Source organism: Corynebacterium cystitidis (assembly GCF_900187295.1).
Taxonomy (GTDB): domain Bacteria; phylum Actinomycetota; class Actinomycetes; order Mycobacteriales; family Mycobacteriaceae; genus Corynebacterium; species Corynebacterium cystitidis.
Genome location: NZ_LT906473.1, coordinates 2,735,452 through 2,755,824 on the forward strand (window position 1 = coordinate 2,735,452; position 20,373 = coordinate 2,755,824).

General features: G+C 54.8%; 19 protein-coding genes. 9 read left to right on the forward strand and 10 right to left on the reverse strand.

The genetic code is table 11. The features are described from left to right. The first annotated feature begins 42 nt into the window (after positions 1 to 42). The gene (locus tag CKV99_RS12910) at positions 43 to 1,107 is read left to right on the forward strand and encodes an SGNH/GDSL hydrolase family protein (protein ID WP_143063448.1); all 1,065 of its coding nucleotides are present in this window, start codon (positions 43 to 45) and stop codon (positions 1,105 to 1,107) included. A gap of 185 nt (positions 1,108 to 1,292) precedes the next feature. Here the strand turns inward: CKV99_RS12910 and CKV99_RS12915 are convergent, their stop codons facing one another. After that, the gene (locus CKV99_RS12915; RefSeq protein ID WP_092259785.1) at positions 1,293 to 1,523 is read right to left on the reverse strand and encodes an FAD:protein FMN transferase; all 231 of its coding nucleotides are present in this window, start codon (positions 1,521 to 1,523) and stop codon (positions 1,293 to 1,295) included. 438 nt (positions 1,524 to 1,961) lie between these two features. Here CKV99_RS12915 and CKV99_RS12920 point away from each other — a divergent pair, with 438 nt between their 5' ends. The 4 genes from CKV99_RS12920 to CKV99_RS12935 are packed head-to-tail and all read left to right on the forward strand — an operon-like array spanning position 1,962 to position 8,278. After that, positions 1,962 to 2,585 carry an ECF transporter S component gene (locus tag CKV99_RS12920; protein ID WP_092259620.1) on the forward strand — a complete coding sequence of 208 codons (624 nt, stop codon included), beginning with the start codon at positions 1,962 to 1,964 and terminating at the stop codon, positions 2,583 to 2,585. Next, a complete protein-coding gene (locus CKV99_RS12925; protein ID WP_092259622.1) occupies positions 2,575 to 4,773 on the forward strand; it encodes an ATP-binding cassette domain-containing protein in 2,199 nt (732 codons plus the stop codon). The genes CKV99_RS12920 and CKV99_RS12925 overlap by 11 nt, the downstream gene beginning before the upstream one ends. Further along, positions 4,770 to 6,551 (forward strand): ABC transporter ATP-binding protein, encoded by a 1,782-nt coding sequence (locus CKV99_RS12930; RefSeq protein WP_092259624.1) that lies wholly within the window; start codon positions 4,770 to 4,772, stop codon positions 6,549 to 6,551. The genes CKV99_RS12925 and CKV99_RS12930 overlap by 4 nt, the downstream gene beginning before the upstream one ends. Positions 6,552 to 6,556: 5 nt before the next feature. After that, the gene (locus CKV99_RS12935; RefSeq protein ID WP_092259787.1) at positions 6,557 to 8,278 is read left to right on the forward strand and encodes an ABC transporter ATP-binding protein; all 1,722 of its coding nucleotides are present in this window, start codon (positions 6,557 to 6,559) and stop codon (positions 8,276 to 8,278) included. Positions 8,279 to 8,320: 42 nt separating this feature from the next. Here CKV99_RS12935 and CKV99_RS12940 read toward each other — a convergent pair whose 3' ends face one another. The 4 genes from CKV99_RS12940 to CKV99_RS12955 form a co-directional block, all read right to left on the reverse strand. Further along, entirely contained in the window at positions 8,321 to 9,697 is a 1,377-nt protein-coding gene (locus CKV99_RS12940; protein WP_157728484.1) for an endo-1,4-beta-xylanase, read from the reverse strand. 239 nt (positions 9,698 to 9,936) lie between these two features. Beyond that, the gene (locus CKV99_RS12945; protein ID WP_231910083.1) at positions 9,937 to 10,893 is read right to left on the reverse strand and encodes an FAD:protein FMN transferase; all 957 of its coding nucleotides are present in this window, start codon (positions 10,891 to 10,893) and stop codon (positions 9,937 to 9,939) included. A gap of 24 nt (positions 10,894 to 10,917) precedes the next feature. Further along, the gene (locus CKV99_RS12950) at positions 10,918 to 13,362 is read right to left on the reverse strand and encodes a flavocytochrome c (protein WP_092259630.1); all 2,445 of its coding nucleotides are present in this window, start codon (positions 13,360 to 13,362) and stop codon (positions 10,918 to 10,920) included. A gap of 2 nt (positions 13,363 to 13,364) precedes the next feature. Continuing rightward, on the reverse strand, positions 13,365 to 13,991 hold the full coding sequence (locus CKV99_RS12955) for an NADPH-dependent FMN reductase (protein ID WP_092259632.1): 627 nt from the start codon (positions 13,989 to 13,991) through the stop codon (positions 13,365 to 13,367). A gap of 468 nt (positions 13,992 to 14,459) precedes the next feature. Here CKV99_RS12955 and CKV99_RS12960 point away from each other — a divergent pair, with 468 nt between their 5' ends. The 3 genes from CKV99_RS12960 to CKV99_RS12970 all read left to right on the forward strand — a co-directional run bounded on the left by CKV99_RS12960 (position 14,460) and on the right by CKV99_RS12970 (position 16,247). Beyond that, positions 14,460 to 14,693, forward strand: a complete 234-nt coding sequence (locus tag CKV99_RS12960; protein WP_092259789.1) for a type II toxin-antitoxin system ParD family antitoxin — start codon at positions 14,460 to 14,462, stop codon at positions 14,691 to 14,693. Continuing rightward, the gene (locus CKV99_RS12965) at positions 14,690 to 14,986 is read left to right on the forward strand and encodes a type II toxin-antitoxin system RelE/ParE family toxin (protein ID WP_092259634.1); all 297 of its coding nucleotides are present in this window, start codon (positions 14,690 to 14,692) and stop codon (positions 14,984 to 14,986) included. The genes CKV99_RS12960 and CKV99_RS12965 overlap by 4 nt, the downstream gene beginning before the upstream one ends. Before the next feature lie 79 nt (positions 14,987 to 15,065). After that, positions 15,066 to 16,247, forward strand: coding sequence for a hypothetical protein (locus CKV99_RS12970; protein ID WP_092259636.1), 1,182 nt, complete (start codon positions 15,066 to 15,068; stop codon positions 16,245 to 16,247). Positions 16,248 to 16,488: 241 nt separating this feature from the next. Here the strand turns inward: CKV99_RS12970 and CKV99_RS12975 are convergent, their stop codons facing one another. The 4 genes from CKV99_RS12975 to CKV99_RS12990 form a co-directional block, all read right to left on the reverse strand. After that, positions 16,489 to 16,905, reverse strand: a complete 417-nt coding sequence (locus tag CKV99_RS12975; protein WP_092259638.1) for a hypothetical protein — start codon at positions 16,903 to 16,905, stop codon at positions 16,489 to 16,491. Between the two features lie 72 nt (positions 16,906 to 16,977). After that, a complete protein-coding gene (locus CKV99_RS12980) occupies positions 16,978 to 17,622 on the reverse strand; it encodes a hypothetical protein (RefSeq protein ID WP_143063449.1) in 645 nt (214 codons plus the stop codon). A 251-nt stretch (positions 17,623 to 17,873) separates the two neighbouring features. Next, positions 17,874 to 18,518 carry a hypothetical protein gene (locus tag CKV99_RS12985; RefSeq protein ID WP_092259642.1) on the reverse strand — a complete coding sequence of 215 codons (645 nt, stop codon included), beginning with the start codon at positions 18,516 to 18,518 and terminating at the stop codon, positions 17,874 to 17,876. 32 nt (positions 18,519 to 18,550) lie between these two features. Beyond that, positions 18,551 to 19,171 (reverse strand): hypothetical protein, encoded by a 621-nt coding sequence (locus CKV99_RS12990; protein WP_095114768.1) that lies wholly within the window; start codon positions 19,169 to 19,171, stop codon positions 18,551 to 18,553. 31 nt (positions 19,172 to 19,202) lie between these two features. On the opposite strand from CKV99_RS12990, the gene CKV99_RS12995 reads away from it, so the two are divergent. Further along, on the forward strand, positions 19,203 to 19,475 hold the full coding sequence (locus CKV99_RS12995; RefSeq protein ID WP_095114770.1) for a hypothetical protein: 273 nt from the start codon (positions 19,203 to 19,205) through the stop codon (positions 19,473 to 19,475). A 226-nt stretch (positions 19,476 to 19,701) separates the two neighbouring features. Here CKV99_RS12995 and CKV99_RS13000 read toward each other — a convergent pair whose 3' ends face one another. Beyond that, positions 19,702 to 20,346, reverse strand: coding sequence for a hypothetical protein (locus tag CKV99_RS13000; protein ID WP_095114772.1), 645 nt, complete (start codon positions 20,344 to 20,346; stop codon positions 19,702 to 19,704). Positions 20,347 to 20,373 lie beyond the last annotated feature (27 nt).

Genomic DNA, 20,373 nt, shown 5'->3' on the forward strand with positions numbered 1-20,373 from the left:
TTGTCGAGTCATTTTGAATCAGGGCCACTAGAGTATACAACCATGTTCTTCTTCAGTAACTTCTTCAGGCGGATCAGGACTTACGTCGTAACCGCCACTTTTACCGTCGCATCCATCCTCTCATCCCTTATCCCTGGTATTCCGTCGCCGACCTTGCCAACCCCGCCGGTCACGACGACTACCTCCCCCACATCCCCGACCACCCCCTCGACAGAGCCTTCTGAGCCCTCTGAGCCAACCCCGGAGCCCTCTGAGCCCACCCCCGAGCCCTCTGAGCCAACCCCCGAACCGTCTGAGCCGTCTGAGCCGACCACCCCGGCTGAACCGACTGGCGTAATTAATTACGTCAGTCTGGGTGATTCCTACGCGGCCATGGGTTCTTTCAATGTCGGTCATGACGGCCCGTCCTACTGTTACCGTTCCCTCGACAACTACGGCCAGGTTATTCTGAATGGTGAGAAGATCGTAGGTACCGATGTCTCCTGCTCCGGCGCAGAAGCAGACAGTATCTACGGCCATCAGTGGGTTCCAAGAGCAGGTGCAATGCTTCCCCCGCAGGTTGATGCGCTGTCTGAGGACACCCAGCTTGTCTCCGTTACCGTTGGTGCCAATGACCTTGGTCAGTATGATTTCGGCCAGTGTGTTATCGGCGCTGTCCGCGAACAGAAAGTCAGTGACTGTGCTCCACAGTTTGAGGATAAGATCTGGACTGAGATGGACAACCTGCCAAGCGAGCTGGACAAGGCTTACGCTGCAATCCGCGAGGCTGCCCCGAATGCACACATCGTCACTGGTGGCTATATGCCGATCCTCACCGAGAATGACCAGTGCCGCGAGACCGCGTTGGTCGGTCAAGCTGATAGGCAGCTGACTATCGACATGATCACCGAGTTAAACAAGGTCGTCGAAGCTGCAGCTAACCGCAACGGCGCAACCTATGTCATGCCAGAAGGTGCCGAGAACCACACCGCATGTGCAGCCCCGTCGGAGCGCTGGGTTGAGTTCCTCGGTTACCCGACCTCCACTTACCCGATGCACCCGACTAAGATCGGTCACCGCAAGATGGCTGAAGCCATGCTCGAGGCTGCTGAACAGTTCGAATACTAACCTTAGCCTCTAGTCACCACAGCAAAAACCCGCTTTCCTACTCACTAGGAAAGCGGGTTTTCTCGTGTGCTGGTGCAGGCTGACTTAGGTTGACACTGTTATGACCCTGGACATAGCACCTAATTCTTCAAACAAGAATATTTCAGAGTGACAGTTGGACTGGTGAGGGTAACTTTCAGTACTGTTCATTGCAATATCGTCAGCGCGTCACGCAGCTGGCCCGTGGCGTAGAGACGCAGACCCGCAGTGATGACCACGGCCTGGAGGCCTGCCTGCTCCCCTCCGGTGCGGATGATCCGCTCTCCCGACTGACCGAACAAGCGTGTGGTCCAAGTCTCCCCGTCCAAGGATCGCTCCGAGACAATGGTCAGCGAAATCACATCAGTATCGATCGGGTAGCCGGTGCGAGGGGCCATCAGGTGGTGAAAAGTGGCGTGTGTGACAAAAAGGCTACCGGGAATAGGCAGGCGCAACTTGAGGTATTGCCCGAAGAGGATCACTACTCCGTGGATCCTGGGGAAATTTTGGGAATGTATCTTCCTCAGTGAGCCCGAACTCTACAGGATATTCACAAATAAAATTTTTAGTGGACTAGTAGTTGAGAGCGGACTAGGCGGGTGAAAACCTGCTGCGTAAGATGCCTGCCACCGCCTGCTAGTCATCGCCTTACGGGTTCGTAAGTCAATCTATCGCCAGATGTAAGAAGAACTATTGCCTGTGATAGCTGAGAAGTCGCCGAGGCACGAAAAACCTCACGACAGTTTTCTAACCCAAGCACCCCCATAGCTTCACACTTTCTGTGAAATGTGTCGCACTGTTCGGCAGTTACTTAAGGATAGCCTAACCTAATAGGCATGAACGTTACTGAGTCCGTGTCTAGCGACACCGATAACGGAGGCAACACCACTACAAAGCGTTCTTCGCGTGCCGGTTTTGCTGACTCGGTCCTTGGCACACGTAACCTAATGATGGTTACCGCCCTTGCTGTTATCGGGCTGATCATCCTGATTCCACTGAACTACATTGCGCCTGCGGCTGGAGCCTCTCAGGATGCCGTGATGTTCGGAGTGGCGCTGATGGGGCTGTGGTGCTTTCCGTACTTGCTGCCCTCGGTTGTGGTAAAACGCCCTGGTTCTACGCTTGTAGCGTCGATCATTATGGGTGTGGTTTGTATCTTTACTACCCCATCCGGTCCGGCAGCCCTGATGGGCAACATAATCGGTGGATTGTTCCTAGAAGTCCCCCTGGCATTATTTCTTTACCGCAAGTACACGCTACCTGTGTTCCTTTTCGCTTCGGCCGTTTTCGGGGCGCTGAATGGTGTGTTGTACTTGGTGTTGCTTGAGCAGGTTGTGGGGATTTCTATTTCGGGCCCGATTGTTGCTCTTTCGATTGCGTCGTCGGTGGCGGGTGGGGCGGTTGCTTACGCTGTTGGGTCTGCTTTGAACAGGGCCGGGATGGGTAACCGTGAGCGCTGAGTCGGGTCGGGTGGCCAAGCAGTGGGAGACTAGCAGACTGAAGGTTCACTACCTAAATAACGACCAGTGGGTGCTGGGTGGGGTAGATGCCGAAGCTCTGGTTGGCCAGGTCACGGCCGTGGTTGGCCCCTCGGGATGTGGCAAAACCACACTGATCCGAACGATATGTGGCTTAATTCCGCACTGCCTCCCCACGGAATATAGTGGTGAGGCGGTTCTTGCTGGTTGCGAGGTTGCAGATGCTTCTATTGAGTTCCTGGCGGGGCAGGTAGCTTATGTTGGGCAGAACCCTGATGCCGCCGTGGTGATGCGCAATGTCTTCGATGAGGTGGCTTTTGCCTTAAGGAACCTGTGTGTTCCCGCTGAGGAAATCAAGGTGGCCGTTCTGCGGGCTTTAGCGCAGGTCGGCCTCGAGCAGGAGTTATGGGACAGCCCCTGGGATTTGTCCGGTGGCCAGCGTCAAAGGTTGGCCGTTGCAGCAGCGTTGGTGACGCAACCAAAGCTGCTTGTCCTCGATGAGCCGGTAGCCAATATCGACCCGGTTGGGCGACAGGAGTTTTATGCGTTGCTGCGTCAGATCAACGCGGATGGGGTGGGTATTGTCATGATTGATCATGACTTAAGCCCACTTGTTGACCTGTGTGATCAGATCGTCGCGCTGCGTTCTGACGGTACCCTCCTTGCCAGTGGTGCACCCGAGGTTGTTTTTCGCACCTACAGGCAGCAGCTTATCGACGAAGGTGTCTGGATTCCCGAGCAGTCATCCCAAGATGACTGGATCCTGCACTCAGATCGCGTGCGCTACATGGAACGTAATGAGGGACAGTGGCAAGAGGTCGATGCCATCGACACCACTGGTGGCGGAGAAAGCGCCAATCTTAACGTACAGAACTTCCGCGTTCTGGGGCGCTCACCTGCGGTGGCATTGCGGCTGAAAGGAGGGGAATGCCTGAGCTTGCTCGGTATCAATGGCTCCGGCAAGACATCACTATTGCATGCGATCGCGGGTCTGCTGCCACATGAGGCGGAGGAAGCTGATGTTTCGGGTAAGACGATTGCCTGTGGCAAGCACCATGTGGGTTTGATTTTTCAAAACCCGGAACACCAGATGGTCACGCCTTCGGTGAAGCGAGAACTAACTATCCAGGGCCTTAGCGATGCAGAGGCCGACCAGCTTTTAAAAGATTTCGATTTAGAAGATCATGCGACGCACCACCCCTTAACACTGTCGGGTGGGCAGATGCGACGGCTTTCGGTAGCAACCATTGTGGCAGACAAGCACAAGGTTATTTTGTTGGATGAGCCGACCTACGGGCAGGATCAGAAAAACACTGAGGAGTTGCTTGCACTAATCCACCACCTGCAAGACAATGGCCACAGCATTGTCATGGCCACCCATGATCTTAAGCTGGCGAGGGAACACAGCACCCACCTGGTCGTGCTGCCGGAAAGAACAGTAGAGCACGCGAGAAAACGTCTGGGGCAGCCTCCAACTGAACCTGCGCTGAACCCTTTCACTATCTTCCTGGCGATTATCCCGTTGATTGTAGCATTGTTTACTGTTCGTGCTGTAGAGCTCAACTTTGCAGTTCTTGGGTGTGCTTGCGTAGCGATGTTTTTTAGCAAGGTGACCCTGCTACGCAAAATCTTCAGTGCGGTAGGTGCTTTATTTATCACCGGCTTGCTATGGCTGCTTTTTACTTTCCAATACGATTTGGTTGGGCAACGTGTCGCACTCTACGACTATGGGCCAGAAGCGGTCGCCGCAACGGCGATCGGTGCTTCACTGGCATTGGTCCTGCTAAGTGGGATGGCAGCTACACCCGAGGCTTTTCTAAGCGCGCTGACCACGACGTGGAAGATGCCTTACCGCATCACCGCAGCAGCAACGGCAGCTGTGATGTTCACTGAACGGTTCTACCTTGATTTCCGTTTACTTCGCACAGCTCGCGCCTTAAGAGGTATCGGCAACCCACTCAGCCGCTGGTTCTCCAGCTTTCTTCCCCTAGCAATCTTGGCCGTGCAACACGCGGAACGGGTGTCTTTATCAATGGACTCCCGCGGATTTGGCGCATTCAAACGCAGCACGCAAATGTTAAATATTCGCTGGCGGCTCCGTGACTGGCTGATCATTATCGCTGCCTGTGCTGTGGCAGCAGGAATTATTATTTTAGGAGGAATCGCATGACCACAAAGAATGCATCGGCGAATAACACATCAGACGGTGCAGAACAGGAAAGTGAGCAGCAGCAGGTCAGCGTGTCTGAGCTGATCAAACCTGCCCGGTCTGCAATGGTCGTGGCGACCTTCCTTACCGGTCTGGGTGCTGTGTTGAAGTTAGCTCCGTTTGTTGCGTTGCACCAGATGGCGGCAATCTGGCTTGGCGGCGAAGTGCTTTGGGAGAGTGTGTGGGGCTGGGTGGTAGTAGCTATTGGCGGTCTTTTTCTGGGCCAGCTGTGTTATATGCTCGGTCTGGGTGTTACACACCTTGCGGAGGTGAGATTGCGTGATTATCTTCGTCGTCAAGTGCTTTCGGTGCTGGCGCGAATACCTTTAGGCAAGGTCTCACAGGTGCCACGGGGCACCATCCGCAAGATGGTCGTGGACGATACTACGTCGATTCATACCCTTGTTGCCCATGGTCCGGGTGATGCCACAAATGCTGTAGTGACAGTGTTGGCCGGATGTATCTATTTGCTGTGGGTGGATTGGCGTTTTACTCTCACGCTTTTTGCCATTGTTACCGTGCTATTGGCGGTTGTGATTATTCCGTCCATGCGTGGGTATGGGAGCGCAACCGAAGAATACGGGAGGGCGCAAACCAACCTAGCAGCCGCATCAGTAGAGATGCTTGAAGGCATCCAAGAAATCAAAAATTTCCAGGCGGCTGAGGCAACACGTACTCGCTACAACGCTGCCCGCGAAGAATTTACCGAGATTACATATAAATGGATAGAAAGATCCGGTAAAGCAGTCTCGTTGGGCGGTGCTCTCTTACGCCCTGCCATTATCTCCGTGTTAGTGGCAATCCTTGTGGCAGTCTTCGTCTCCCAAGGTTGGATGGCACTCGAAGACACTTTGCCTTTCTTCCTTCTAGTGCCTTCAATTCCCGAAGGAGTAAGCACCCTGCTTACCTTGTGGCAACACCTCTATAACGCCTCAATGGCTAGCCAGACCACCGGCAGGCTTTTGGCTGAGGAGCACATGCCAGAAGGCATCAAGTCCCGTGAGGATGTTCGTGATGCCACCGTGGAGATGCAGCACGTCACATTCGGCTACGAGGAGGGTGAGCCGGTGCTGCACGATATTAGTTTTATAGCTACACCGGGAACGGTGACTGCCATTGTTGGCCCCTCTGGTAGTGGCAAATCAACAATCGGGCTGTTAGCTGCCAGGTTCTATGACGTTGATGACGGCGTGGTCACGATCGGTGGGGTAGATGTGCGTGAGCTCAGCTTCGAGGCGCTGCTTTCAAGTGTTGCCATTGTGCTCCAAGACGTTGCCCTGTCCAATGATTCCGTGCACGACAATATTGTGCTGGGTAGCCCGGGTGCAACGCGGGAGCAAGTCATTGCTGCAGCAAAAATTGCACAGATTCATGAGCGCATTATGGAGATGCCGGACGGTTACGACACCGTGCTTGGTAGTACCGGTGGTTATCTATCAGGCGGAGAAAAGCAAAGAGTAGCGCTGGCGCGAACCGTGCTGCAAGACACCCCGATCATTATTTTGGATGAGGCAACAGCACAGGCAGACCCTGATTCCGAGCGGGCAATTCATGAGGCGATCTCACAGGTGGTCAAAGACCGCACCGTGATCATGATTGCGCACCGTCTGAGCACCATCCAGGCTGCGGATCAGATTTTGGTGATAGAAAACGGACGCATCGCAGAATGCGGCCAGCATAAAGAATTGTTAGAGGCGGGTGGAACCTACGCGTCCATGTGGAACTTGGCGGAGGGTTAAACACAATGTGGGATGTACTGAAGCGCGTTGTTGATGAACGCGAAATAAAAATCATGGTGTATTGGTCTGCGGTTTCGGCCGCACTCCAAGGCATTACTTTAAGTTTGCTGATTCCTTTCCTCCGGGCCCTGTATGCCCGCGAAGAGGCGACGAATTGGCTGATCGCAGTAGTGGTGTGTGGCGTTATCACTTTCACGGTAGAAGCGCTCGCCTTGCGTCACTCGAATAAGGTCAGTGTTTATTATGTCTGCGACACCATGCTCCAGCGAGTGTCCAACAAAGTACTGAATCTTCCACTGGGTTGGTTTAGTGCCGCGAACCAAGCAAAGGTGGCCACAACAAACACCACGCATGTCAGCACCCTTTCTCACTTGGGCCAGATGCTCATTCCTCAGCTCACTAGTGCCTTTATTGTTCCCATCGTGCTGGTGATCGCCGTCTTGTTCTTTGACTGGCGCCTTAGCGTGATCATGCTGGCAGCAGTACTTCCGTTGTGGTTGGTGTGGAAGTCCATGCGGGTGTCAATCACCCGGTCCAATGAGGTGTCTACTACCGCAGCAGTCAGCGCGGCTGCCCGGCTGGTGGAATTTGCTCGCCTGCAGCCGGTGCTTCGGGCGGTGGGTGTGGCTGGGTCGTGGCAGCCGGTGATCAGCGCGGTCGATGCTGATACGAAAGCTGCTGCTCAAGCCATGAAAATTCAGGGACGGCCGGCACAGTTTTTCCTGATTATTGTTAATGCGGTTTTCGCTGTTGTTCTTGCCTGTGGGGTTGCGTTTGTGTTCCGTGGCTCAATGGAACCGGTGGTATTTGTTGTCATTTTGGCTACCGTGGCACGAACAACCTTCCCCCTTGCCCAGGCATCTCTACTGGCTGGCGAATTAGACAACACTACGGTGGCCGCCAGTTCGGTTGCGGAGATCCTCGATACCGACACCCTTCCGGAACCCAGTGTGCCTGCCAGCCCGGCAAACAGTGACGTTGTCTTAGCAGATGTCTCTTTCAGCTATGAGGAACGCCAGATTCTACACCAGCTTTCCCTGACAGCCCCAGCAGGTGAGATGACCGCGATTGTGGGGCCGTCGGGAAGTGGAAAGACGACTATCCTTAGGCTGATTGCGCGCTTCTGGGATGTTAATTCAGGAAGCGTGAAGGTCGGTGGAGTGAACGTGAAAGACATGCCGCATGACCAGTTGATGGGCATGGTGTCCATGGTGTTTCAGGATGTCTATCTCTTCAACACTACGATCCGGGAGAATCTGCGTATCGCGCGCCCCGACGCCACCGATGAGGAACTTCAAGAGGCAGCACGCAGGGCCCGCCTCGACGTGGCGATTGAGGCCTTGCCGCATGGCTGGGATACCCAGGTCGGTCCGGCCGGTTTGAGCTTGTCTGGTGGGGAACGCCAGCGTGTGGCCATCGCCCGAGCGTTTATTAAAGACGCCCCTATTTTGCTTCTCGACGAAATCACGTCTGCCCTTGATGGTGAAAACGAATCCGCGATCGCCGAGGTAATCACAGAGTTGGCCAAGGGGCGTACGGTGATTGTGGTGGCACACCGCCTGAACACGATCCGAAACGCAGACAGCATTTACGTGCTTGGTGTGGGTAAAGACGGTGCTTATGTGGCACAACATGGTACCAGCGCGGAACTTTCGAAACAGCCGGGGCCATTCCGTGACTTCAAGGAGTCATCACAGGCGGTGACCAGGTGGCAGATTAAGAGTTAAAGTCGATCGCCCCTGGGCCACTAGCCCACTCCTAGTTGGCGGCTAGCGGAAAGCGAAGAGTGGGCCGAAAACGAGCACTAGATCATTGAGAAGCCATGGTGCGATCAGGCCGACTATCTGCAATAGCCACGAACCCATCAGGGGTAATTCATTGGGAGCGGAACTTGATGATGAATATGCATCATGGGTGGCAGTTGCGTCAGGGGCATCAGGAGCAGATGTCAACGAAGGATCCGGTGCCTCAGGTGTCTCGAGCTCAGACGAAGAGAACGGACTCGAAGAAGAGCCGGGCACTATGTCTGTCCTTGGTAGGATCACGTTGCGTTCAGGAATGCCCTCGCGATTATTTAGCGTCCTTTGCATGGCGTAGTAGGCCGGCTTCCATTGGCCAGATTCAGTCATGAGGCCGGCCCAGCCTTCACCGCGCCTTTGCTTGTTAGCCCACACATATCCGTCATGGTGTCCCCAGACTGTCAAACTGACGCAGGCTGGAGAATCAAGGCAAATATTCAACAGGTCCTCGTAGCGCTGGGTGTGCGCGCGTTCATAGCCAGCAACAGGTTCACTACCGTTGGTGGGGACACGGACATCCAGTTCGGTAATAGCTACGTGCATACCGAGATCTTCGAAGCGTTTGAAATTCTCCGCAACGGTATCGTCCAGTGGGGTGACCGCGCGTAGGTGCGACTGTGTACCCACACCATGTACTGGAACACCATCTGCTCGAAGCCGTTTTGCCAGTTCATAGTAGGCGGTTGACTTAGCGTTTACCGGCTCAAGGTTAAAATCATTCATAAATAGCAAGGCATCAGGGTCCGCTGCGTGAACCCAGTGAAAGAGGTCAGCGATGAAGTCTTCGGGCTCATCGGCGCAGGCTTTCAGGAAAGGATTCGTGTCGGTGCGTAGGCGTATAGGCTTATCAGCGGACCAGTCGGTGAGAATTTCATTGGTTACATCCCACTGGTGGATGCGTCCTGCGTAGCGGCCAACCACGGTATCAACGTGGTCTTTCATTACTCTGCGTGCGTCGTTGCACGTCCACGTTTTCGAATCTTCACGCACCCATTGAGGAACAGCGTGATGCCACAGTAAGGTGTGTCCTCGGACTTGCTGGTTGTTGTCCTGGGCAAACTCCACGATGGCATCGGCAGCGGTGAAGTCATACTGGTCATGCCCAGGATGGATATGCAGCCATTTCATCTCATTTTCAGGCGTGACGATATCGAATTGCTCTTTAACTGTCTGGCGGCGCTCAAGCGTATCTGCATCAGGTTCTTCCAGCAGTTCACGTTCGACCAAAACTGCGGTGCCAATAAGTGGTGCGTCCTCGTTACCGCTGCGTAAAGAATTATGTTGGGCTGAGGCCTGTGGCAGGCTGAATCCTGTAGTGACAAAAGCAATGGCGAGAGTGAGGAGCAACGCTATATTAGTGCCAAAAGTAGCACGAATCGTGTGGCCCTTCCCATCTTCCCGTCGCTGAGCTGGAACTATAATGTTCGTATATCTGTTATACACTTTTCCACAAATCTAGACAACTAAAGGGTCGAAAACTCAATTGATGATCCTACACCAGCTATCTATAGAGAGCCGTATCGATGAAGCTGAATCGAAAGAGCTGTAGTGAATAGCCAGCTGGTCACAACTGCACCCTCCGCTTCTCACCGTCCGCTGGAGGAAGTATGCTGCAGGGTGAGGCAGTTACGCAAGGTGCCACTGGCGTACAGGCGAAGATCCTCAGTGATAGCTACCGCCTGAAGGTGCGGCCTCTGCTCTACCTCACGCAGGATCTTGACGACGGGCTGCCCGAATAAGCGTGTGGTCCAAGTCTCCCCGTCCAAGGATCGCTCCGAGACAATGGTCAGCGAAATCACATCAGTATCGATCGGGTAGCCGGTGCGTGGGTCCATCAGGTGGTGAAAAGTGCGGCCACCAACTTTTAGGGTGCGCTGGTACACACCACTGGTCACCACTGACTGCGCCGGCAGGGTCAGCGCCCCCAGCACCTGCGTGTCTGGGTGTAACGGGTGACGCAGGCCAACGCGCCACAGGCCATCGTCCTGGTGCGGCGACTGACCAAAGGTGAGCACGTTGCCGCCCAGGTTGATCAGGCCGGAGCTCGCACCCCGATCCTGCCACAGGCCCACAATCCGGTCGGCGAAGTACCCCTTGGCCAGTGCACCAAGGTCGATCTTCATGCCGGGCTTGCGCAGGAACACCGACTGCCGTTTTGAGTCCAACTCAATACTTGATGGATCGGTGACCGCTAACGCCTGCTCAATCTCGTCTTGACCAGGCACGCGGGCATCATGAAACCCAATGCGCCATAATTGCACCAGCGGGCCAATCGCAATGTTAAGCCGCGAATCCTCCGCCAAGCTATGCTCCACCCCCACGGCGATCAGCTTGAACAAATCGGGGTGCACAGAAACGGCCCGCTGCCCCGCCTCCGCATTAACCTGACCCAGCTCAGAGGACGGATCGTTGGCGCTACACCGCCTCTCAAACACGCGCAGTTGGGCCACGGCATCGTCGATAAGCGGTTCCGGCGACGCAGCCTCAACCTGCAGATCGATGAAGGTGCTCATCATGTGCACGCGTCGGCTAGCAACGCGCACGATGGGCATCACCTTTATCCACCTTTATCCCCGGAACTTCGCAGCGTTGGTTCCGGCAAAACGGCCGAAGGTGAAGATGTCGGCCAAAGCGTTGCCACCCAGGCGATTACCAGCGTGGATACCGCCAGAGACCTCGCCTGCAGCGTACAGGCCAGGGATGGCCTGGCCACTGGTGTTCAACACCTCGGTCTGCGGGTTGATCTTCAGCCCGCCCATGGTGTGGTGCACCGCCGGACGCCGAGGGGTGGCATAAAACGGCGCCTTTTCCACTTTCAGATCAAACGCAGACTTGTGGAAGTCGGGGTCCACACCTGCATCAACGTAGGAGTTGTACTTCTCAATCTCCTCGACCAATACAGCCGGATCGACACCAATCTGCTCGGCCAACTCCTCTAGGGTGTCGGCGCGGTACAAGGTGCCGTCGTTACGCGCGACCTGCTGGTCCAGCTTCTCCTGGTTGGTGTTGAAAGCCGTCTTCTTAATCTCGTCGTCGGCGATCAAGAAGTAGAGCGTGCCGTTAGCGATTGCTGCCTGGGAGATCTCGTCGCGGCTGCCAAACTCGTTAACAAAGCGACGGCCCTGTTGGTTGACCATCACAAAGTTCGCAGGTGGGACCTGAAGGCCGGTAAACAGGGCGCCGGTCTTCGGGTCACAAGTAGGCAGCATCTGGATGAAGCCCATGTCGACGAGCTCCGCATCAGCCTGCAGGCCAAGATTGATGCCGTCACCCTGGATCGCAGGAGAGTTGGACGTGGTAGTGTCGTCGGCAATCTCCTCCCAGTATGTGTTGTACTGCTGCAACATCTTAGTGTTGGAACCGAAACCACCGGTGGCCAACACCACCGCGTTCGAACGCACGATATAACGCTGGCCATTATTGATCGCCTCCACGCCACACACGCGGCCGTCCTCGATGATCAGCTTCTTCACATCCATCTCGGTCTTGATCTGCCCGCCGTGGGCGGTCACCCACTTCTGCAGAGCATTGACATAAGCAAAGCCCTCGTTCTCCGTTGGCTGGTGGCCACGGCGCCACAGGGCACCGACCGGCATAGACACTTGCTCATAGTTGAACTCCACGCCGATGTCCTCAAGCCAATGCACTGACTCCAGCACGTTGTCAGTCAGCGTTTTCACCAACTCGTAGTCACCGTAGGTGCGGGTGCCGTTCAGGTCGGTTCGGCGGCCACCCAGGTAGGTTTGCATCCGGTGCCACAAGGTGGAATCGAAGAGATACTCCTTGTGCTCACTGGTGTCGTGACCGGCCTCAACCGCCTCGAAGTAGGCTTTGATTTCGGCTTGGGCTGCGTGGAAGTCCTCAAGGTACTCCTCGTCGATCGCGGACTGGTCGATTTCAAGCAGCTCCTTTAACGTGGCGTCCTCGCCGGGCAGCGCCGGGAACGTGTTCTGCCAGGTTGGGTCAGCTGCGTTCATCGGCCCACCGGTGCGCACGGTATTACCGCCGACCGACGGGAACTTCTCCAGCAACACAACCTGCTTACCATTCTGGATCACCGAGGCAGCAGCCGCCAGGCCCGCACCGCCACCACCGACCACAACCACGTCGGTCTCAAGCTCCACCGGCACAGCCTCCGCCTTCTTGTGCGGGCGTGGCCGGTTGCGCAGAATGTCAGGATCGGCGTTAGCCAACTTCACCGCATCAGCCACACCATCAAGCACGCCCTGGCTCGTGGCAGTTGCACCCGAAACAGTATCGATGTTTAGGGTCTGGCCCTCAATGATCTGCTCCGGAATGCGCGTAAACACCACATCGGCAATACCCTGAGTCTCACCAGAAGTATCAATCTGAATATCCTCGATACGGTCATTGCCCAAGGTCACCGTCATCGGCAACGGGCCAGAATAACCCATCGCGCTGACCTCATAAGTACCCGGCTCAAACTTGATGTCCTCCGGAATATTCAGCTGGTTCGCCACCGAAATGAAGCGAGTAAACCGCTTAATGCAGCTCTCCAAGAAAGCGACGGTTCCCTCGTCGATAAGCGATCCCTGATCGTCGAAAGCCTCATGCACGGAACCCAGAAGGAACTCGTTGCCCGGCATCACGGATGCGTCCACGCCAGGCGCGTCAAGGATTTGGCGGAGGTGCAGCTGCGCGCGCGACGAACCCTGGGTATCAAGGGACGCACCGACGATCATCACGGGTTTGCCCTCCAGCGGGTGCACGTCATGTGACATCCACTCAATGAAACTATTCAGCGCACTGGGGACGGAATGGTTGTACTCCGGCGTTGCGATGATCACACCGTCCGCATTCTCCAGCGTTGACGCGGCCGAGGCAATCGGTTCCTCGTGCGAAATGTTCAAGCTGGCGTCAAACATCGGGTAATCGCGTACCTCAAGCAGCTCGATGTTGAGGGTATCGGCGAAGTGGCGCTGGATAAACTGCAGCAGAGTACGGTTATAGGAAGTATCGGCGTTGGAGCCAACGATGCCAATAATGTTCATGGTTACTTCGCCCCTTCGGCGGCTGTGTGCTCGGTGGTTATGTGCTGACTGATGCTGGCGATGATGTCGGCGAACGCCTCGAACTCAGCGAACGTGGCCTCCAGCGCCTCCACATCAGCTTGGTTGACCAACGCGCCGGACTCATCGAATGCGGACAGTGAGTTGCTCAGCAGGAACTCCGCCGGCAGCACGCGTGCGCGCAGCAACGGGCTCGTCAGAATCTGGCGCAGATGATCCTGCGCGCGCGACGTACCCAGCCGCCCGTAGGACGCGCCAACGATCATCACTGGCTTTCCGCGCATGCTTTCCGGCGACCAACTGAGCCACTCGAGCAGGCTCTTCAACGGTGCGGGAATCGTGTGGTTGTACTCCGGGGTTGCGATGATTACGCCGTCGGACGCTTCGATCGCGTTAATGATGTCTTGGACTTCTGCCGGCACCGACTGGTTCTCGCCCTGGTCCCCGGTGCCGCTTGCTGGGCGGTCCCCGGCGGCTTTGAATGCGGGCAGCGGCCGGATCTCGTGACAGGTGATCTCAGCGCGGTCTTGGAAGTGGTTCGCGATGAAGTGCATCAACGTACGGTTGGTGGATTCGGTGGCATTATTACCGATAATCCCGGCAAAGCGCATTGCGTCTCCTTGATCGGTTGGTCAAGAGCAGGGCTTGTCGGCTGCGCCCAGTGTGGCTGTTTGCCAGTGAGTTGCGTTAACCCCACTCACTTTCCTCTAATACTACTATCGTTTTTCCTTATGGACTATGGCTGATGGTGCTCGTCTGCCAACATGCTAAGAGGTGCCGGGGCTGGCTTTTGCGCCTGATTCTTTTCATCCTGCTTCATCCGTAAACACCACTATAAAAGCAGTTTTCACTTTCCAATCACCTGGCCAACCCGAAAGACCTGTGGATAACTTTCACCGAGTTATCCACAGGACGACCTGGGAAAACGCAATTTCCAGAAATTTGACCAGCGAGGTGAGCCCAGGCGCGCTATGTTGAGATCTACCGGCACTTCGGGGGCGAAGCGCCGCACCTTCAACATCACAACACTCAAGGGGGATGACCTAGGAATGTTTACCAAAAATAGGTACTTTGGTCTTATGTCTACTAATACTTCCGTCAGTCTCGACGATCACTTCACGCAGTTTATTTCAGACCAGGTGTCTTCTGGGCGCTACCGCAACGCCAGTGAACTCATACGGGCAGGTCTTCGCCTGCTGGAAGAGCGGGAAACCTACTATGAAGCCATTAGGCAAGCGCTCATCCAAGGCGAAGAGAGCGGAGAACCTACCAACTTTGACTTCAATGAGTTCATTGCCGAAAAGCTAGCGTGAGAAATCTACGTTTTGCACCAGCTGCACGTGTCGACGTGGATGACATCTGGGACTATACCGTTAAGAAGTGGGGTGAGTCTCAGGCCGTCAAGTACGTCAAGAATTTGCATAACCGAATACGTAGGCTGCAAGAATTCTCTGCTCTCGGGCGGGACCGCAGTGACATCAGGGCGGGTTACCGCAGTATCGTCAGTGATCAGCACGTTGTTTTCAATAAAGAGGGGGAGGACTCGATCATCGTAGTGCGCATCTTGCATCGCAGGATGCAGATTGACCACCTAGCCGACTACTAATACGTACCAACAACTACCGGCACTTCGGGGGCGAAGCGCCACACCTTCAACATCACAACATTCAAGGGGGATCGCCATCATGGCGAATACAACAACCAAAGAAACTGCTGCTTTAGCCACTCTTTATGACCTGGCAGGCATGCCCACCGAGCTGATCGACGAGGGCATCGCCGATAGTTTTGAACTCTCACCGCTGACCGACAAAGATACCGCTTTGTTCCTTGCAGCTGTTACCATGCACCACCATCAGATTGATACGCAGGTGCGGGACATTATCCGCGACGCGTTCGGTTTCACACCGAACTTCCCTACCATTGAAAAGGCCTTCCAGGAGGTCACCGAAGTCTTACGGGCCTACCGGGCTGATTTCACTCCTTTGTATATGAATGAGCAGGACAAGGCATGGGTTCGTGGCATCCTTTTAAGTTCACCGGTGGTCACCAGCCTGATCTATGGCGGTCACGTCCAGGTGCCCATCACCGAGGTCACCAACACCAACCCGTCGTCAAGCGCGACACTGAAGCGCTACACACAGCTCCTCGTCGATGCATGCGATTTTACTGAGCATGACTTGCACGTGTGCCAGAACGAGATGTGGGAAATCGGCGCGTATGCTTCCGAGCGGTTTGACGGGCTTTTGCGCATGATTGATCGCGATGAGCCGCATCTTCCGTTGCATCCGTATGGTCAGCCAGATCCCCGTCTTGCACGCTGGATTGACAATAATGCACCTGAGTTGCGCATGTTTAACCCGCAGATGCAGCAAACGATGCTGGTAGCAGTGTTGGGGCGGGCTTACCTTGCCAGCGTGGACCCGCGGTGCGGCGGTGTCGAGCTCACGGATTACGCCCGGGCGTGTCTTGCGGATTCGCTGCATTACGCGCCCGGAATCCTGGATATGCTGCCGGTGACCATGCATGAGGATGAGGCGTCGATCGCGTACATGGACAACCTCATCGCGTACCTGGGCCAGTCGGAGGCCGCGCGTGCCATGGGTGTGCCCAGGGACACTGTGATGCATGAGCTGCACGAGTTGTGCCACGTGCCCGAGACTGCGTCGGCTGCGACCTTGCCCCGCGACAATTGGGCTGCGCGGGCCGTACTTGGGATTCAGCGCACGGACATTTGGGAGCTTGACGACGAGCCCCTCTCCCCCATGGGCCACATGATCCTGCGGAAGAGTCTTGCCAATGCAACGCGCGCGTACTGGGACAACGGGTACGCGGGGGGACCTGACCCATTGGTGGTGGAGATGGACTGATGCCCGCTGAGAGCTGGGAAAGGTAGCCTGCTTGTTATGGTCCGTTAGATGTGTTCGCAACAGTTTAAAAGTGATGCTGGCCAGATGCATGAAGACTCGGATGTCTCCATGGCCAAGATCGCTTCAGATCTCGGGGTTAACAGAGGATCAATTAAATACCAGGGTGCAGAAATTCGGTACCGGCCAGCCGAGCCCGACGTGCTGAAGAAGCAGACACCCTCGGTCACTGCTTTCTTGAAGCCTATTTTTTCAAAACTGATCCATCAGGCATAGTAATTGTGCACTCGTTAACATCGAAATAAGCCAGACCTAATTCTTTTGCCTTCTCGCGGGCGAAGGCTTCAACTTTCTCAGCGAGCCCGTAGCCAAACCAGCCATAAACATAATCAGCATCAGCTACGTAATCTACAAACAGGTCATCGTAGAGAAGAACTTCGTCTGAGGCTTCGATCATGGCATCGAGTTCTTCTTCGTCAGCCTCGTCGGGATTAAAAGCAGGGAATTTCTCGCTCAAGTCCAAGTAGAAATTATTAGCTCGTTCGGATTCTTCACCCCGATACGAAGGATCGTGCATCGCTCGATTCTTCCATTCAGCAACGTCCTCGTATGTTGAACACGGCACGGCGGCAGGATCGAACGCCATCAATTCCCAGGTCATAAGCAACTTCCTATTGTTCTAATGAAATGCTGGTTCCGGTCCAGTGTAGCCAATGTTTGCAAGTACGGCAGGTTAGCCGTGTTGGGTGATATAACTGTCGGTAAGCCGTTGGGCATTAGCGATTTCTTCTGCCACAGACCATTTGCCTGGTCGGCCTTCGGGGTTGGTGGTCCTGTAATCCTTCACAGTCAAGGATTGGACGTAGTCGCGGGCTTTATCCCAGTGCCCTAAATGAAGATACGTTAATAACGGGGCGTATGTGCTATTGATCAGTCTCCAGTATTTTCCGTCACCGATCTGGTCAGAAAAATCACTCTCAAGGCTGGCTTCAAGGATGTCAATATCAGGGCCGATTATCTTTTTGAGTTCATCCCACAATGGTCCTTCACCGGTTGCTTCTGCTTCATACATTGACGGCCACCCCCAGGTATCTTCGTTCATTGCTAGCATTCGTCCTGCTTCTTTCTTCGCCGGTACCGGCACACGCGAGGATTTCTCTCGTAGAGCTTGCTCGAAAGGGCCAAGCTTGGTCGAATACACTACCGCCCCAAGATCAACATCGACGTTGCCGCGTGGTGCCCATGTCGGTTCGTCCCAGAATTCGAGGATTATGTCCCCACCATCCAACGTTTTACGCCATTCACGCTCCCGTGTGCCCGTACCTTTATATCCGCGTTCAGCGAACCAGTCATCTAATTTCGCTAAGACTCGTGCCACACCCATTACTCCTTAATCAAATCTGTGAACCCCTACCATAACCATCGTCGAATCCCCGCTGCTGCCCGACTAGAGAACTTCGTGCTCACGTAAAAATACTCTCCTTGGAAGGCATCTGATTTCTCAGTCCTACCAGTGGGGCGCAGTTCAGTTCCGATGGCACCACCACATGAACTACCTGCAACATCGACCATTCAGGCAGTTCTCGGTCGCGGTGTGTGGGCCGAACCAGTCATGTGCAGCACGGCAGATTAGCTATGGGTGGTGATGTAGTCGTCCACAAGTCGTTGAGCATTAGCGATTTCTTCTGCCACAGACCATAACCCGTCGAACCCTTCGGTCCGACGAGTTCGATAATCAGCCACCGTGAGGCTCTGGATGTAGTCGCGGGCTTTATCCCAGTGCCCGAGATGAAGAGAGACCAACAACGGCGCGTACGGGCCGGGGGTGTATTGCCAGTATTTTCCGTCGCCGATGTGATCAGCAAAGTTACCGGCTAAATTAGCTTCCAATGTGTCAATGCCGGGGCCGATTATCTTTTTGTGCTCATCCCACAAGGGTCCGTCACCCGTCTCCTCCGCCTTATACATTGACGGCCAGCCCACAGCGCTTTGATCCAAGTAAAGCATGGCACCTGCTTCCTTTTTGGTGGGCACTGGCACCAGCGACGACTTCTCCCGCAGTGCCTGCTCGAAGGGGCCAAGTTTGGTCGAATACACTACCGCCCCGATATCGCCTGCTACAATCCCTTTGCTGCGGCGTTGAGGTTCGTCCCAGAATTTGAGGATTATGTCCCCACCATCAAGAGGTTTACGCCATTCACGGTGTCGTGTGCCCGTACCTTTATATCCGCGTTCAGCGAACCAGTCATCTAATTTCGCTAAGACTCGTGCCATAATCTATCTCTCCTTATTCATGATGTTGGTCGTCATTTCTTTTGTAGCTTTTCACCGTACTCGTCTGCGTGGCGTGTTGCTTCACCCGGCTTGAATTCATCAACAGAGTTAGGGCCGAACCTATCTTGCAGCGTAGCTGGGTCTGCCGTGGAGTATTCTTGTGATTGGCGAAGTCGTTGTGCTGATTCTTGGACAGTCATCGTGTCATCGACGATGACGGTGCCATCATCAAGGACTAGGCTATTTCCTTTGCGGTCCATTCTCACGGTGTGATAGAAGCTTTTACCTTCCTCGCCACCGAATCCAGGAATCGGACGGGACACATTCTTGCCATCCGGCCCCTTCTGATCCAGGTAGCGGTTTCGGACCCCAATTCCTTCGAGTTTGTCTTGTCCGGTGGCCCAGGTTGGGTCCTCGGTTTGGACTGGTTTTGGATTTGTGCCGTAGCGTTTTGAGTCCCAGACGATGCGTTTATCATCGTCTCGGTTGGCGTTGATCTCATCGCGGAGTGCTGCCTGAGGGGTTGTTAGTGTTGCGTCTCCAGTTTTGACTTCGTAGAAGTGAAGGTTGCCATGCTTGTCTTGGGCAACGAAATCCACCCTGGTCCGTGCTTGGCGATGGTTTGTTGCCCGGTCCTTAATATTCCTGGGCACATCACCACCTTTGAGGTAAACCGCCTTCCGGATGGCAAAGACAGACCTGCAAGCACGGCCGATTTTCCATCGCACCGACCATGCCATCCGGGCGCACCTGACCGTCGTACTCGCCACGCTGGCCATATCGAAGCATATCTACCTCACCACCGGGGTAACCACCCCGAAGCTTGTGGAATCTCTCAGCAAGTACCGACACGCACTCATCCAAGCAGGACACCAACGCTACGAACTACCACCCCAGCTCACACCCGAAATCGAGCAGCATCTCACAGCCCTCAAAAACTACAAATCGACGGACTAAGCCAAATTGTGGAAGTCGGGTGACATTCACACTGACTTCCCGTGACACTTTCTTCTTACCGTACGCATCAACAAGCACTTTGTTGAAGGGCGGGATGAGTGCTTGTCGATGAAGCTTGGCTGCCACCATCATCGGGTGCTGCCTCCACGGTGTTCTACAGTATCGACCGTTAAGATCGACCCCACCCGCAGTACGGTACCGACCCCATTACAGGCAGCGCAGAGCACTAGCCGTGTTGGGTGATATAACTGTCGGTGAGCCGTTGGGCATTAGCTATTTCTTCTGCTACAGACCATTTGCCTGGTCGGCCTTCTGGGCGGCGGGTGCGGTAGTCAGAAACTGTCAGGCCTTGGACGTAGTCGCGGGCCTTGTCCCAGTGCCCTAAATGAAGATACGTTAATAACGGGGCATAAGGGTCTTTGATCAGTCTCCAGTATTTTCCGTCACCGATCTGGTCAGAAAAATCACTCTCAAGGCTGGCTTCAAGGATGTCAATATCAGGGCCGATACGTTGTTTCAGCTTATCCCACAATGGTCCTTCACCGGTTGCTTCTGCTTCATACATTGATGGCCACCCCCAGGTATCTTCGTTCATTGCTAGCATTCGTCCTGCTTCTTTCTTCGCCGGTACCGGCACCAGCGAGGATTTCTCCAACAGTGCCTGCTCGAAGGGGCCAAGCTTGGTCGAATACACTACCGCCCCAAGATCAACATCGACGTTGCCGCGTGGTGCCCATGTCGGTTCGTCCCAGAATTTGAGGATTATGTCCCCACCATCCAGCGGTTTACGCCATTCACGGTGTCGTGTGCCCGTACCTTTATATCCGCGTTCAGCGAACCAGTCATCTAACTTTGCTAAGACTCGTGCCATAATCTATCTCTCCTTATTCATGATGTT